Below are 15,539 nucleotides of genomic sequence, written 5' to 3'. Positions count from 1 at the left end.
CTGCCTCATATATTTTGTCTTTACGAGCTGGTTAGCTACATGATTTAGAATAATTCGCATGAGTTTTATACGTAGATAATTAATTAATAATCTATAAAGCATCGAACCGTTCCTCTTATAAATTAAATGTTATTTAATTAGTATAGTTGATTATAGATTGTTTCGTGTTATTGCAAATTAGTAGCATTTTGTGGGGATGTGTCAGTAGAAAAATGAAGTAGGTATTTGTGGTAATCTTCTTTAAAGGCTTCACTATTTTGATAGTCGAGTAAGGCTGGATTAATAATACTTAAGAGCTTGAAATTATTTCGATTAACCGCTATACCTATCCCGGCACCAAAAGTTACAGGTTCACCCATAGCCATTAAAGATCCCGATGAGTTCATATGCCAGTAATGCGCAGTAGGGTTATCAACGAATGCAATGTCTATTGCTCCTGAGCGTAAAGCCTGAATCATCAGGTTATCATGCTCAAATAAGATAACTTTAGGCTTCTTGATTCCCATTATTTTAATAAGCGATAAAAAGGCGTTATCGGTAATACCAATTTTTTTATTATCTAACAAATTGATATCGAAAGGTTGAGACGCTAATTTTGCAGGACCAAGAAAGCGGGCCTGGCTGACTAAATAAGGTAAGGTGAAATTAACTTGTTGGAGTCTTTTTACCGTAATGATAATTGAACTTACTGCTAAATCAGCTTGCTTGCTTCGGACTCTTTCAATTAATAGATTGTTGGGCGTAGCGATAAATTGACAGGTGTAGCCGATCCTCCTGCAAACATCGTCCATCATAGCAATATCAAAGCCATAGAATTGATTATTGGCTATTTGCATGACGAAAGGGGGATCATAAATGGCAACAGCAATTCTCAGCACTTTTTCTTGAGCCCATAGCCATGGCGAAATAAAAATACAGAGTAGAATCATCATGAAACGATATATTTTCATGTCCTTTATCATCGTATTTGGGATGACTACTTAAAAGTATAGATAAAGCTGCCTATAAAACAACCAAGCTTTGCGAGTGATTAGGAAGATTATTTGGTGTTCATACAATCTAACAGTAATTTTTGTATCCTTTCTAAACTGAATTGTTGCATGGTTGCAATGTTTTTTTCGGGGATTGTTGACGTATCGCCATAATAATCAATCGCTTTTTCAACGCTTTCTTCACGCAGCAAGTGGAGCATGGGGTAAGGTGAGCGGTTGGTATAATTTGAAACATCATTGAAATCAACATCAGCAAAACAATAATCGGGATGAAAAGAGGCTATTTGATAGATACCCTCGTAACCACACTCCACCAGGAGTTGCTCAGCCAGATCAACAAAATCCAGATAATGAAAAAAATCTTTAAATAATCCGGGAAAAATCATCAAGGTAGTTTCTAGTTCTCGTTGTTGATCTAAAACCTCAATTTCTGACATCACCTCAGTGAGGGCGGCTTCTTCTTTTGCAGTAAAACTGACCTGAAATCTCACCGAGCCTTTATTTATCTCCCTTTTAGCAAAAGGACAGATATTGAATTTGATAATAAATGAATGAATCCAATTCTGAGTTTGACGGATAATTAATTCGCTCGATTCGGACATCAGGAATCTCAACTGATTTATTTTTCAGGTATTCTAATCCATTTTCTTTCTTATTCAATAATCGGTTCTATACTATGGCTATGGGTGTGTAGCAAGCGATTAATGGACGAATCATGAAGACATTACTAAATGGATTAGTAAGCATTTTTCTGTTTACTTTACTTGGAGCGGCTTTCAGTAGCGAAAATACAGCCAATAAATATCTCTTACCTTCGCCCTATCCTGTGTATGTTCTCGAAAGTGAGGGTGTGATCAATCATCCCTACCCAGGCGCAATACAAAGAATGCTACCTACAGACAATAGTTATAACCAAGTCCCCGGTTGTTATATTGCCTGTTATTCGCATAGTCCCGGTATTTATGAGGTAGGGCCAAATATTTCTGTAATGGGCCAAATTCGTGTTCGCGGAGTTTATCTTGGGCGAATCTGCCAACCACACGGTTATAAAAATCAGGATATTAGCGCCGCTGGCGAATTCAAAAGACTGTGTTCACAGAAGATAGATGCTTGTAGAGCAACTGAATGTTGGGCTGGGGGGGATACGGGTGGTTGGTTTGGTATTCAACCCTAAGGGACGGTTTACCTTTCTACTATCTTGGCGCTTGGGCTTTGATTTTCTGTGCTTCGCTGCTCACATACTGGCGTCTATGCTCCGCTGCAATGCTCGAAAATCAAAGCCCAAGCACACAAGCTAGCGAAAGGTAAACCGTTCCTAATTATTTCTATATCTTGTTACTTATCCTACTGACGTGTATGCATCGCTGTGATGCTCGAAAATCAAACCGCGCTTAAAGCTTAGTCTTCGGAGAGAAACTTAACTTCCTCCATCATGGCACTAATACGAGCCTGCAGGTAACGGTCATTTTTAGCAAGTATTTTTGCCTGTTTTAGCTGCCGCATAGCATCACGTCTGCGGCCTTGTAAAAGCTGGCATTGCGCTTGAGTAAAATAAGCATAACTTTTTTGCCTGGATGCAGCTTGTGCTTGCGCAAGCTCTTCGCAAAGGGGTAAATCTCTTTTGAATAGTCTTGAGCCTTTTAGTAATACAGAGGCTGCTTGCCCAGCTTTCCCTGCTGCTAGCAATCCCTGGGCATGAGCCATGATTGCCGCGTAATTTTCAGGGTAATTGGCTTGTAGATCACTCAGTCGTTTTAACGCAATTTCAAATTGCTTGCTCCCGGTTTCGGCCTGTGCCATGGCAATTTGATAAAAAAGATTATCGTGATCCTGAGCGAGTAGGGATGTTAAACGTGCCTGTGCCTGTTGGAACTGATTGGTATTGAGTAGCGCTAATGCATAACCATATTGACAGGCTGGGCCACTGGTTCGTTTTTGGCATTGAATTTGATAATAATCAAGCAATTGCTTGTTATTGTTGGTGACTGAAACGCGAATCAATTCTTTAAACAAACGATAATTCAGACTATCAGTATACTGTTTTTTCCCCAAATTCTGGCTACGGTTTTCTGCCTCCGCAATACGCTCCTCATCCAGGGGGTGGGTTCTTAAGATGGCAGGAATATTGGCTGTGTAGTAATAACGAGAGTTTTGTTGCATTTTTTTGAAAAAACCAGCCATCCCGCGAGGATCTAAACCTGATTTAATAAGCATACCAATGCCGATTCGATCCGCCTCTTTTTCATTGGCACGGGTAAAGTTAATATTATCTTGAGCAAAACCAGTCATGGAGGCCATCAATGCGCCGCTACCTAGTGTAGGGTTAACGACGCCCAAGGCAGCGGATGCTAACAACGAGGCAAGGAGCGGGATACGCATCTGTTTCTCATGCTCAATCCTCTGGTAGAGATGATGAAGACGAACGTGGGCAATTTCATGAGCCATAACAGCGGCTAATTCACTTTCATTATCCGTGGCAAGAATTAATTGCGTATTAATACCAATATAACCGCCTGGACCGGCAAATGCGTTGATCTCATTTGATTTAACAATAAAAAAATAAGGCGTAGGCATATGGGCTAAGCGTGCCAGTTTTTTACCTAAATGATTAATATACTGATTTGCTAAGGCATCGCGCTCGATACTGTCTGACTGGTTAATAATCTGAATAAATTCTTTTTCTAACTCTTCAAGCTCACGAGTCGAATAAGGGGAAAAAGCAAGCGCTGTAGTTGGTAATAGCTGAATAAAAACGAGGAAAAAACACAAGCAGCCGCGCATGAAACTTGAAGAAAATCCCTGTCGTTTAAAAAGTCGCAATAAGATCATAGACTTGCTCTTCGATTAAACAAGCTCATTACTTGAGCAATTATTAACGGCTCACCAAGTGGCGACCAAATGCCTTTCAGCGTTGATTGGTTACAATCTGGCATCCAAGGTCTATGACAATAGTAACATGGACTTATCATACCATAGACAACAGGAGCGATAAAAAATAATCGCCCTTTTTAAATGGATGCTTTTAGGCAAAACGGAATTGTGCCTGATTTTCTTTGATTTGCTTTTTGGATAGTTCATTCTTGTTGCTGAAAAGTCCTAATCCCTTGAGATATTCTGTTTTTATACCAGCACCAAAAACAAATTCATCATCGGTTGCAAAGGCAATAGGCTGTTCTACATCAGAATAAACCCCTGTCACTGGATGGGGCGATTTTTCTTTATGCCAGTTAAGTTTGCTATGACAGGTAGGGCAAACTTCAATAGGAATATTTAATGCTCGAATTCGATTTTTCTGCTCAAGAGTTAAAAAAATACAATGCCCTAGCCTCACTTTGCCAAAAAGCGGATTTGCTTGTTGTGGGGCATTGGTTTTTACCCAAGCCTCCAGAGCGGTTAAAATGGTATCTGTATCTTCGCGTTCAACAGCCGTATCGGCCTCTCCCATATGAATTGCCAACCCAACCTTGGAGTTCAGTGCCAACTCGATTAACTGCTCCAGATCCTTACCTCGTAAGGTTCGTGGTGCAATCGGATTACCAGAGATATCAATGCCTTTAAGCACGCCTTCAGGGCTTTGAACGACTCGCTTAATAAAATGTTGTGCTTCTGAAAAACTATGGATAGTTCTATCCAGGCTCAATAAACCAAACGCTTTTTTAGACGTGGATTGAGCTGCAGCCAACAAGCCTTGTTCAAATGCATTGATATAATCATCCTTGGATTTATCGGTCATTTCTTTTGGGGTTGTTCTTATCTCCATATATTTAGCCGCAGAACTGCGGATAACATCCACGGTACCCAAACTGATATCTTCGGGAGTTTGTATAATTGCTTGAATTAAAACAAATATTTCCCAGATAGAATGGATATCTTCTTTGGCATAACCTTCTTCAGGTTGCTTTTGGGTTTTGCTCAGATAGGCCTCCCGCAAGGCTACAAGACTCGTATATTTGTCTAAACAACCGTTTTTCTTGGCAACCTCATAGAGATAGGGAAGACTAAAACTGCCATTGAGATGGCAATGCAGATCACTGGTATTTTGTTCAAACATAATGATTTTTTGAGAAAATAAAAAAATTAGCGGAAAAATATTTTTTTATATATACAATATTCCCTCTAACTTTACTACCTTATTTTACATGACACTACATCAACCTCAGACTACTCAAAAATTGAATAATTTGTTATCATCTTCGCATTTTTCTGTAGTGATTTAACTATGCACAAATACTTTATGCTGGCCGCCCTCGAACAAGCCTGGTTCGGACGGGGTAATTGTGCGCCAAATCCCAGCGTTGGGGCTGTTGCAGTCCACAAAGGCGAAATCATTGCTCGTGCTTGGCATCAAGGGGCTGGGACTGCCCATGCCGAGCAACTTCTTGTAGCGAAAATTCCAGCAGGTTTACAGGATGTCAGTCTCTATGTCACTCTGGAGCCTTGCAATCATTGGGGAAAGACGCCGCCTTGTGCGATGGCTATTCTTGGTCATGGTATTTCACAGGTGATTTACGGTTTTTCTGACCCTAATCCTATTGTGCGGGCAAATAATACGCCTGAAATATTACGCAAAAATGGAATTGAAGCCTTACATTATCCTCTACAGGAAATTGATGCGTTCTATCAAAGCTATCATTATTGGACAAAGACTAAACGCCCCTGGGTTACGGCCAAGATAGCGCAGACTTTGGATGGCAAAATTGCCGGCGTCAATGGACAACGGTGTCAATTATCGAATGCAGACTGCGCTGAATTTACCCACCAGCATCGCTTATATACCGATGTGATTTTAACTACAGCGAAAACAATTGTTCAGGATGATCCCTTACTCAATGTTCGTTTAAAAGATAGAGAGAAAGGTAAACGCCTGGCAATTCTAGATAGCCGCTTGTCTTTAAATAAAAATGCCAGGATTTTTAGCAGCGCTGAACATTGTCATATTTTTCATGATGAAAATTATGCAGTAACTAACCCTTTCTCTAATTGCAGTTATTACGGTATTCCTGCTAGAGAAGGATTACTTGATTTGGAATTTGTACTCAAACAGTTGGGCGAGTTGGGATACCATGATGTTTGGGTTGAAGCAGGGGGCGCATTATTTTCTGCCCTGCATCGTGAGAAATTGGTGCAGCGAACTTACCTTTATCTCGTTCCTGAGATACTCGGAGAAAATACAACGCCTGCCTTTCAGGGAGAGGTGTTTTTTACTACCAAGCGAGCCGTATCGTGGCAGGTGAAGTCTGACAATGTGATAGCATGCCTTGATTGGCACGAGGAGGATCCATGTTTACAGGCTTGATAGAGCAGCAAGGTGAGGTGTTGGCTAATATTAGCGGCAAAGTTGCCAATCGTCTGTTAATTAAATCCCCCTTTGCTGATTTACAAACAGGAGAAAGTATTGCTGTGAATGGGGTATGTCTAACTGTGCTCCCCGAGCATGAGCAGTCTTTGGCTTTTGATGTTTCACCAGAGACGTTGCGTCTCACCACACTGGGGCAATTGCGTGCCGGTATGTCGGTGAATCTTGAACGAGCTATGCTGGCTTCCGCTCGTTTTGGGGGACATTACGTGAGCGGGCATGTCGATACGACAGCTCGCCTCAAGGCAATTAATCCAATCGGTGACTATCTAGAACTGGTTGTTGGTGATTTTGCAACATGTGCTAGCATGTACCTCTTGCCCAAAGGAAGTATTACTTTGGAGGGAGTAAGTTTAACCATCAATGCAGTGAACGAAGACAATATCAAGTTGATGTTAGTCCCCCATACTTTGGTAAAGACCACATTGGGCCAATTAGAAATTGGTCAACGTTTAAATGTGGAATTTGATTATTTGACTCGGATCGTGGCACATCAGCTCAAGATCGCAGGACAATTGAAAAATGAGGTTGAAGCATGACAAATCCCTTTGCAACCATTGAGCAGGCAATTTCGACATTAAAAGCTGGTCGTATGATTATGTTACTGGATGATGAATTGCGTGAGAATGAAGGGGATTTAGTGATCGCCGCGCAACATATTACCCCGGAAGCAATCAATTTTATGGCTCGCTTTGGTCGGGGCCTTATCTGTTTACCAATGGCGGGTGAATTGATTGATAAATTGCAGTTGCCTATGATGGCACAGAAGAATCGTTCTCCCTATGGTACAGCATTTACTGTTTCGATAGAGGCAGCCAGTGGTGTATCGACTGGGATTTCGGCTTACGATCGTGCCCATACAATTCAAGTGGCGATTGATTCTGCCAGTGGACCTGAGTCAGTTATTTCTCCTGGGCATGTATTTCCTTTGCGGGCAAGAACAGGTGGGGTTTTAGAACGGGCAGGCCAAACAGAGGGCAGTGTCGACTTAAGCATCCTTGCAGGGCTGAAACCTGCGGCGGTCATCTGTGAAATTATTAATGATGATGGAACAATGAGCCGGCGTGATGAATTAGCGTCTTTTTCTCGCAAACATGATATTCCGATGGTTACTATCAAGGATTTGATAGAGTATCGTATTCGCCATGAAATGTTGGTTGAAGAGGCCGCGACGACACGGATCCCTTTGCAGAATCATGGTGATTTTTCCATGACTGTTTTTCACAATAAGCTGGATTCAGCAGAGCATTTTGCCCTTATTAAAGCGCCCAAAGTAACCAATAAAATACCGTTGGTGCGTATTCATTCGGAATGCATTACTGGTGATGTATTCGGCTCTTGCCGTTGCGATTGTGGTGCACAATTACAGCAGGCTATCAGTCAGATCGCTGACGAAGGAGGCATTCTCCTTTATTTGCGTCAAGAGGGTCGAGGGATCGGTTTGGCTAACAAACTCAAGGCTTATGCTCTGCAAGAGCAAGGGTTTGATACGGTAGATGCCAATTTGCAATTGGGATTGCCAGCTGATAATCGCAATTATGCCGTTGCGTTTCAAATTCTAAAATATTTAGGTGTGGATACATTGCGTTTATTAACGAATAACCCGCATAAGGTCGAAGCCATTGAAAAATATGGTTTGAAAGTAAGTGAACGAGTTCCTTTATTGATTCGACCAACTCAGGAAAATCGTGATTACCTAAAAACCAAGCAAGAAAAACTTGGTCATTTATTGACAGTTGAATAGGGATGCTTATGAAACACATTACTGCTGAAACCTCTGGCTCGATAAAATCTTTTCCCATCGCACTGGTTGTGAGCTCCTTTAACCGCGAGGTGACAGAAGAATTGAAACGTGGTGCTTTGCAAAGATTAAATGAATGTGGCTTTGAAGCGAAAGACATTATTGTGGTGGAAGTACCTGGCGCAGTGGAGATTCCTATTGTTGTTAAACGCTTGGCAATGCAAAAACAAGTGGATGTGATCATTGCCCAAGGTGCTGTTATCCGCGGTGAAACCAGCCATTATGATTATGTTTGCGAGCAAGTCAGCAATGGCTGCCAGCGTGTGGCTTTGGATTACAATGTCCCTGTCATTTTTGGTGTTTTGACTACAGACAATGATGAGCAAGCCTGGGATCGTCTTGGCGGTAAACATGGCCATAAAGGGGTAGAGGCAGTCGATTGTGCGATTGCGATGTATAAGATCTTACATCAGCTAGATACTTTGACCAAGTAGGACTGTTTATATTTCTACTATCTTGGTGCTTATGGATTGATTTCTGTGCTTTGCTGCTAACTTGAATCCTGGGTTTCGGCTGCGCCTGCACCCAGGCTATGGTGGGCTATTGACACTTGGGTACAAGATACAAGCCTGGATGAAAGCCGAAGGCTGTAATCCGGGATTTTAAACTGCTAGCGAAATGTAATAAGGATAAAGTATTAAGATTTTCCTTATCAAAATAAGGGATTTTATTTTGATGAGGAAATCTGTGTTATTTCTGTTCTTCTTTTGTTAAAATTAAATCCCGTTTACATGCGATCTTATTTATTCCGCTTGTGCGGCGGTTTCGGCATTCCAAACGGGGTCATCTATGACAAATTATATTTTCATTACCGGCGGTGTAGTTTCTTCGCTGGGTAAAGGTATTGCTGCAGCCTCATTAGCAGCTATTCTCGAAGCACGTGGTTTAACAGTCACGCTTATTAAACTCGATCCTTACATTAATGTTGATCCTGGGACTATGAGCCCTTTTCAGCATGGTGAAGTGTTTGTGACTCACGATGGCGCCGAAACAGATCTTGACTTGGGTCATTATGAACGTTTTGTGCGTACTACCATGACCAAGCGTAATAATTTCACTTCCGGAAAAATTTACGAAACAGTGATCAAAAAAGAACGTCGGGGTGACTATTTAGGCGGAACAGTACAAGTCATTCCTCACATTACTAACGAAATTAAGCGTTCTATCAAACAAGGTGCTGACAACTTTGATGTGGCAATGATTGAAATTGGTGGGACTGTTGGAGATATTGAATCCTTACCTTTTCTTGAAGCCATTCGTCAAATGCGAATTGAGCTTGGTTCACAGCGCTCTTTGTTTATTCATCTGACTTTAGTTCCTTATATCGCTACCTCAGGTGAAACAAAAACGAAACCAACCCAACATTCAGTAAAAGAATTACGCTCCATTGGTATTCAACCCGATATTTTGATCTGTCGTTCTGAGAAACCTCTTTCTTTAAGTGACAGAGCAAAAATTGCGCTATTTACCAACGTGGAAAAAGAAGGGGTTATTTCCTTAGAAGATGCCAAGAGTATTTACCAAATTCCCATGATTCTGCATGACCAAGGTTTGGATGAGATTGTGGTGAAAAAATTAGGCCTGACTCTTAAGCCGGCTGATTTACATGAGTGGCAACGAGTCGTTGACGCACAAGCTATCCAGACAATGACGGTCAAAGTGGCTATGGTGGGTAAATATACTGAGTTAAATGATGCCTATAAGTCGATTAATGAGGCCTTGCTGCATGCAGGCATTCATACGCAAACAAAAGTGGAAATTGTTTATATCGATGCTGAATTAATAGAAAAGCATGGTACTGAATTGCTTACTTCTGCCGACGCTATTTTAATACCTGGCGGTTTTGGTGAACGAGGCATTGAAGGAAAAATCAGAACAGTACAATACGCGCGCGAAGAAAAAATTCCTTTCCTCGGTATTTGTTTAGGTATGCAAACAGCGGTTATTGAATATGCTCGTAATGTCGTAGGGCTTAAAGGAGCCAACTCGACTGAATTCGATAAAACGACACCTTATCCTGTTATTGGCTTGATTACTGAGTGGATGGCAGAAGATGGTAGTATCAAGCTACGTGATGAAAATACGGATCTGGGTGGTACCATGCGGTTAGGTGCTCAGATGTGCCAACTTGATGCGAATTCCCAGGCCTATAAAATTTACAACAAGCCACAAATTGTTGAACGACATCGGCATCGCTATGAAGTTAATAATCAATTTGTTGATGCGTTGGTTGAAAATGGGTTAACGATTTCGGGACGCTCTGCGGATAATACCTTGGTTGAAATGATTGAGCTGCATGATCACCCTTGGTTTGTAGCTTGTCAGTTTCATCCGGAATTTACCTCTACACCGCGAGATGGCCATCCACTTTTCCAGCAGTTTATTTTAGCAGCACGTAGTTATCACGGACAAAAGGAAAAAGCATGAAATTATGTGATTTTGAAGTAGGTATTGATTCTCCTTTATTTCTGATAGCAGGCCCGTGCGTCATTGAAAGTGAAGCATTGGCTTTGGAAACAGCTGGCTATTTGAAAGAAATATGCCGGCAGTTAAAATTGCCTTTTATTTATAAATCCTCTTTCGACAAAGCAAATCGTTCGTCAATGAACAGTTATCGTGGACCTGGATTTGAGAAAGGTTTATTGATTTTAGAAAAGGTCAAACAACAGATAGGTGTGCCTGTATTGACTGACGTTCATGAAGATACCCCCTTGTTAGAGGTTGCCAGTGTCGTCGATGTATTACAAACCCCCGCATTTTTATGCCGTCAGACCAATTTTATTCAAAAAGTGGCTGCAATGAATAAGCCTGTGAATATCAAGAAAGGGCAGTTTTTATCTCCCTGGGATATGAAACATGTTGTTGCCAAAGCCAAGGCCACGGGGAATGAACAGATTATGGTTTGTGAACGCGGCGTAAGTTTTGGTTACAACAATTTAGTTTCTGACATGCGCTCCTTACAGATTATGCGTGAAACAGCCTGTCCGGTGGTCTATGATGCTACCCATTCTGTTCAGCTACCTGGGGGCAATAATGGCGTATCAGGCGGGCAACGCGAATTTGTCCCTGTATTAGCCAGAGCAGCTGTCGCCGCAGGGATTGCCGGTATTTTTATGGAAACTCATCCGAACCCTGATCAAGCACTTAGCGACGGGCCAAATAGCTGGCCATTGGACAAAATAAAACCTTTGCTGGAAAGCTTAATAGCGATTGATAAAGTATTTAAAAACAGTGAAGTTTTTTAAGTGATGCCGCTCCGTGTTTGCGGGAAAGCATTGAAATATTTGTTATTGATGGGTTTCGTCGTCATGAGAGCGTAAATTTAGACACTAGCTTTCTTATTTTTGTAAAAATGTACCTACTCTTTGGCTATGTAGGTAAGTTACTACATTATGAGGTGTTAATATGACTATTAGTACCTTTTCAGGCTGTGAATTTAATCAAGATGCGAGCAAAAAACACCGCAAACGGACTGGTTTTTATTACTGATAGGAGGCATCTTGCCCATGCACTTTATGCAATAGAAGATTATTTAAAGCTTACTGAAACCAAAGAAACTATTATCGATTTACTGGCTATGCACGGTGCTGTGGATATTGATTTTGAAGTTCCAAAATTAAGTAAAAAATGCATCGGCCTGAGGAATTTGATAATATATTTATTACTGGATACAAATGTAGTTTACGAGCTGATAAAAGGAAATAAGGCAGCTATCCAACTATGCGCACTATACCAAAATTATAACCCACACACAGATTTTTGATACTTCCATTTTTATCTACATAACAATAACAAGCAAAAATTTGTCGGATTCTTAAGTAAACATTAAGTTTTTATCTTTATAATTATTCAAATTTTTGGATATATAAACTTTTTTGAGGCGATCAATGAGAGAATGGTTACGTCGTTTTTATCAAAAAGAGGGTGATGTTACATTGACCTTCAATAACCAGACTTTTAAACGCTCAGGCTGCGTGAGAGTTGGCGGTGGTTCTGAAAAAAATGTGTATAAACTGCCAGGCCAAGATCAATGTTTTTTTATCCCCCACAAATGGAGTAGCGAAGAAAATTGGAATGCCTTAATTCAATGCGAAAAAATGCTGCTCGATCAAATGAGCGAGTTAGGGCTAAAGACACAACGCTTTGAAATTGTTCGTTTAGAAATTAGTGAACCAGAAAAACCTTCTTATACTGTAAACGTCCTTTTAACAAAAGATTTTGAAAGTCTTTGCCAAGAAGAGTCTCTTGCAATTTACAATGTCAAAGGGGATACCAAGGTTATTGGTAAAGCCCCCAATTTTGTTGCTATGCAAGAGCAGTTTAAAGCCAAAGATTTTGTTCAAAAAATGTTTGAAAAAATTATTGTTGAATATGCATTGGGTATAACATTTGGTTTACCAATTAGCATATTAAATTCTGTTGATGATAGCGAGCATTATTGTTTTGAACTATCCAAAGATCCCTCCAGACCACCTCTTGTGCGATATATGTTTTGGGATGTTGTATCTGATTTTAGTGGTGTACAGTTACCTCTTGTTCCAACTTTAAGTGGTCTTAAGGCTGGCTCTAAAAAAGGAAAAGGCGTTCAGGGATTAAGTTTTTTAGCTAACCAGGTTGCCTGTGCCATGCTGGAAATGAACAGGACGCGGATAAAAGATAGTTGGGGTTTTGTGGGGAGTGTGCAAGACAGTATAACAGTTGCTTTAAATGATGATGATTTCTTAAATCAAGCGCTAATTCAGGCAAGACAAAAGAGTATTCATTTTTTAAAACAATTATTACTTGGTATTCAAAAGGTTGATAAGCCTTTAGAGAGTGAGCAATTTGTCGAATTGATGAAATCTGTTATTTCGACGTCTGATTTGGGCTTGGTAACCCAATGTTTTCAATTACCACAGGCAGAGGGACTACCTAATAAAGCTATTTTTGAACTCCTTGAATTTGCAAGAAAATATGAGAGTCAATCTGTTGTTAATTATTTGGAAGACCAAAAGAAATTAGAGGTGACTACTAGATTAGCTCCTATTGATCAGGCTTTAGCAGAACTAAGAATAAAATTGACTACTGTAAATCAGTATTATTATGCTAGAGCACATAAAGAAGCCCATCGCTTATTAGAGAAATTGGAATCAAGCCGAGACCTATACAGAGATAAGTTATCTAGAGAAGAATTTAGCATTAAAATGGAAATAGATTTTCAAGCAGAATGTGTGAGCGCGATCAGAATTGCCAGACCAATTTTGGAAAATGATCTTGGTTGGAATGATTATATCCAAAATTTACTTAAAACCTTTGCTAATAAAATCTATGCTACTGTAGGTAAGGAGCATTTATTCTTTCAACTTGTTGAATCTGAATCTTTAAAGGCAGTTAAATCAGTAGCAAGAGATATGATGCCAAATAATAATGATATTACCATGACTTTAGGTCTTCAACTTTAAGCAACTCGGTTTTAGATTAAGTTGAGGCCAACACGCGATGGCCTCTCAGGGAATCTTACAGCATTAGGATCTATGCTGTTACTCTCGTCCAGACTTGAATATAGGGATTTGAATACCCTTCAATGGTAGCCACCTTCGATGCCCATTGTTTTTCCCAGGCATCGGGAGGAAAACGCTTATCCCATATTTCAAATAATTGTCTTTGCGCAGCACTGAGTTTGATGTTGTATTTATCAGACATGAATAAATTAGCACGCGCTACGACTCCTTTAATGTGATCATCGGGCTCTACTTGACGTAATTTTCTATCAATTTTAAAAGAGCAGCCTAAAAAATCGGCATTGCCTGCCAGTTCAGCGTAGCGATAATTAGAACGCGCCTGATTGACAACTCCTTCAGCTGGCCACAAGTTATAGAGTTCGGCTTCGGCTTGCTTAAAATCAGGATCTATCTTTTCGCAACATCGTCGTCCTTTATAAGGCTTACCATCTTTGCTGCAGAGGGCTTCTCGCCAACATTTGAATTGCTTGCCAAAATTTTCAGCTGGCATCATGTGCTCCCATTCAACACGAGCAGCACGTTTATGGGTCTGTGCTGCCTTCATATGACAACTTGCCAGATCAATTTGATGTTGCTGATTGTAAGTGCAGCCACAATAGAGTGTTTCACGGTGAGAATCAAAAATCGCTGTAGCTTGACGCTTGGCTTGCTGAAAGTCATGCGGGGGTTTTGCAACAGCGGATAGACTTAATAAAAATAAGAAAATAGCTGTATTAATAATAAGTTGAGTATTTTTTTTAAAATAAAATGAAGAATTCAAGTTGTAAACTCCTGATTAAAAAGTTGATTCAGCAGATTTTGAGAGCGCTTTTGAGGGCTAATTACGCAAGTACTGACAGGTTTCTTTCAAAACATAGCGATCTTATCAGGAGTTGATTGTATCAAAAAATAACACAGATAAATTTTTTTAATCATTCAAAAAAATGAGGATGAATGCTGGTTGAGTTGTGATCCCCGGGTTCGTATTCGGGTCTATGATTTACATTTTCGGTGGAAATATTTACAGTGTAAATAATACCTAACCGTATTGATTTCAATATCATTTTAAAAGGAATTATGATGAGTACTGTCCTAATCTCTGGGTTTGCCCGTTCATTTATCTCCGGTGAACCTATCGCAGATGCAACGATTACTGTTGTTGAAAATGAAGCGATAACATTTAAGACGGATGCGAATGGACGATTCGGGCCCTTTGAATGGCCTGTTGGGGAGGCCATTACTTTGCGTTTTGAGAAGCCAGGGTCTTTCTGGTCTGGCTATAGGACGACACAAACAGCAACGTTGATACCCCCGCCAGAGGGGATAAATAATGAAAATTATTTAAAGAACATTTCATTTCAGGTCCCTTCAAACCTGGCTTATACCTTCCTTTCTTTCGCCATGGGTGTGACTGAAGATCCACAAGCTTGCCAGATTGCTGCAACCATTACACCTCCAAACACCACGCTGGATGATATTCCACAAGGTGTTGAAGGCGTTAAAGTCACTTTATCACCGGATGTCAATAGAAAGCCTTTTTATTTTGGTATATTCCCTGTTATCCATAAAACCAACCCCTTTATTAGAACACTTGAAGCGACTTCACTGGATGGCGGCGTTGCTTTTCCCAATGTCCCACCCGGTGATTACACCTTGGAAGTAACAAAAGACAATATTCCATTTTCTAAGGTTACCATTAAAGCGCGAAAAGGCGTTGTTGTGAACGCAAGCCCGCCCAATGGCCCAACGATGCTGCAAGAGCTCCAAGCACAGAGAGCGGAGCAAAAACCAAATCATTTCAGTTTCTTCAAACCTGCGCTAGTACTCGGGGTAGCGGCCGTAGGTGCTTGTATTGCTGGGGCTGTGGTTCTCAGAAAGTAATCTGAGAAAATGCGGTATCAATCCTAATT

General features: G+C 40.6%; 15 protein-coding genes. 10 read left to right on the top strand and 5 right to left on the bottom strand.

The window, feature by feature from the left end; genetic code table 11:
- Positions 1–167: 167 nt before the first annotated feature.
- On the bottom strand, positions 168–950 hold the full coding sequence (locus ACN4Z1_RS13830; RefSeq protein WP_228364246.1) for a transporter substrate-binding domain-containing protein: 783 nt from the start codon (positions 948–950) through the stop codon (positions 168–170).
- Between the two features lie 89 nt (positions 951–1,039).
- Positions 1,040–1,594 (bottom strand): DUF1415 domain-containing protein, encoded by a 555-nt coding sequence (locus tag ACN4Z1_RS13825; RefSeq protein ID WP_228364245.1) that lies wholly within the window; start codon positions 1,592–1,594, stop codon positions 1,040–1,042.
- Between the two features lie 113 nt (positions 1,595–1,707).
- Here ACN4Z1_RS13825 and ACN4Z1_RS13820 point away from each other — a divergent pair, with 113 nt between their 5' ends.
- Positions 1,708–2,166, top strand: a complete 459-nt coding sequence (locus ACN4Z1_RS13820; protein ID WP_058444733.1) for a hypothetical protein — start codon at positions 1,708–1,710, stop codon at positions 2,164–2,166.
- Positions 2,167–2,390: 224 nt separating this feature from the next.
- Here the strand turns inward: ACN4Z1_RS13820 and ACN4Z1_RS13815 are convergent, their stop codons facing one another.
- Together ACN4Z1_RS13815 and ACN4Z1_RS13810 are read right to left on the bottom strand one after the other, a co-directional pair.
- The gene (locus ACN4Z1_RS13815; protein WP_228365050.1) at positions 2,391–3,773 is read right to left on the bottom strand and encodes a M48 family metalloprotease; all 1,383 of its coding nucleotides are present in this window, start codon (positions 3,771–3,773) and stop codon (positions 2,391–2,393) included.
- A gap of 241 nt (positions 3,774–4,014) precedes the next feature.
- Positions 4,015–5,043 carry a hypothetical protein gene (locus tag ACN4Z1_RS13810; RefSeq protein ID WP_228364244.1) on the bottom strand — a complete coding sequence of 343 codons (1,029 nt, stop codon included), beginning with the start codon at positions 5,041–5,043 and terminating at the stop codon, positions 4,015–4,017.
- A gap of 168 nt (positions 5,044–5,211) precedes the next feature.
- On the opposite strand from ACN4Z1_RS13810, the gene ribD reads away from it, so the two are divergent.
- The 8 genes from ribD to ACN4Z1_RS13770 all read left to right on the top strand — a co-directional run bounded on the left by ribD (position 5,212) and on the right by ACN4Z1_RS13770 (position 13,590).
- Complete coding sequence (gene ribD, locus ACN4Z1_RS13805) at positions 5,212–6,288, top strand: bifunctional diaminohydroxyphosphoribosylaminopyrimidine deaminase/5-amino-6-(5-phosphoribosylamino)uracil reductase RibD (RefSeq protein ID WP_115221030.1); 1,077 nt, start codon at positions 5,212–5,214, stop codon at positions 6,286–6,288.
- Positions 6,273–6,887: a riboflavin synthase gene (locus ACN4Z1_RS13800; protein ID WP_228364243.1), complete on the top strand. Its 615-nt coding sequence runs from the start codon at positions 6,273–6,275 to the stop codon at positions 6,885–6,887. The genes ribD and ACN4Z1_RS13800 overlap by 16 nt, the downstream gene beginning before the upstream one ends.
- The gene (gene ribB / locus ACN4Z1_RS13795) at positions 6,884–8,092 is read left to right on the top strand and encodes a 3,4-dihydroxy-2-butanone-4-phosphate synthase (RefSeq protein ID WP_228364242.1); all 1,209 of its coding nucleotides are present in this window, start codon (positions 6,884–6,886) and stop codon (positions 8,090–8,092) included. Before ACN4Z1_RS13800 ends, ribB begins: the two co-directional genes overlap by 4 nt.
- 8 nt (positions 8,093–8,100) lie before the next feature.
- The gene (gene ribH / locus ACN4Z1_RS13790) at positions 8,101–8,583 is read left to right on the top strand and encodes a 6,7-dimethyl-8-ribityllumazine synthase (protein ID WP_228364241.1); all 483 of its coding nucleotides are present in this window, start codon (positions 8,101–8,103) and stop codon (positions 8,581–8,583) included.
- 355 nt (positions 8,584–8,938) lie between these two features.
- Positions 8,939–10,576 (top strand): CTP synthase, encoded by a 1,638-nt coding sequence (locus tag ACN4Z1_RS13785; RefSeq protein WP_115221034.1) that lies wholly within the window; start codon positions 8,939–8,941, stop codon positions 10,574–10,576.
- Positions 10,573–11,394 (top strand): 3-deoxy-8-phosphooctulonate synthase, encoded by an 822-nt coding sequence (kdsA, locus tag ACN4Z1_RS13780; RefSeq protein ID WP_228364240.1) that lies wholly within the window; start codon positions 10,573–10,575, stop codon positions 11,392–11,394. The genes ACN4Z1_RS13785 and kdsA overlap by 4 nt, the downstream gene beginning before the upstream one ends.
- 200 nt (positions 11,395–11,594) lie before the next feature.
- Positions 11,595–11,912 (top strand): hypothetical protein, encoded by a 318-nt coding sequence (locus tag ACN4Z1_RS13775; RefSeq protein WP_419388219.1) that lies wholly within the window; start codon positions 11,595–11,597, stop codon positions 11,910–11,912.
- A 124-nt stretch (positions 11,913–12,036) separates the two neighbouring features.
- On the top strand, positions 12,037–13,590 hold the full coding sequence (locus ACN4Z1_RS13770) for a hypothetical protein (protein ID WP_228364238.1): 1,554 nt from the start codon (positions 12,037–12,039) through the stop codon (positions 13,588–13,590).
- Between the two features lie 70 nt (positions 13,591–13,660).
- Here the strand turns inward: ACN4Z1_RS13770 and ACN4Z1_RS13765 are convergent, their stop codons facing one another.
- Complete coding sequence (locus tag ACN4Z1_RS13765; RefSeq protein ID WP_228364237.1) at positions 13,661–14,410, bottom strand: endonuclease; 750 nt, start codon at positions 14,408–14,410, stop codon at positions 13,661–13,663.
- A 299-nt stretch (positions 14,411–14,709) separates the two neighbouring features.
- Between ACN4Z1_RS13765 and ACN4Z1_RS13760 the strand changes: the two genes are divergently transcribed.
- Entirely contained in the window at positions 14,710–15,510 is an 801-nt protein-coding gene (locus tag ACN4Z1_RS13760) for a carboxypeptidase regulatory-like domain-containing protein (RefSeq protein WP_228364236.1), read from the top strand.
- The last annotated feature ends 29 nt before the right edge of the window (positions 15,511–15,539 follow it).

Origin of the sequence: Legionella sp. ST3F1 (assembly GCF_048553315.1) — a bacterium.
GTDB classification, from domain to species: Bacteria; Pseudomonadota; Gammaproteobacteria; order Legionellales; family Legionellaceae; genus Tatlockia; species Tatlockia donaldsonii.
This window is presented reverse-complemented; position numbering and strand designations above follow the sequence as displayed.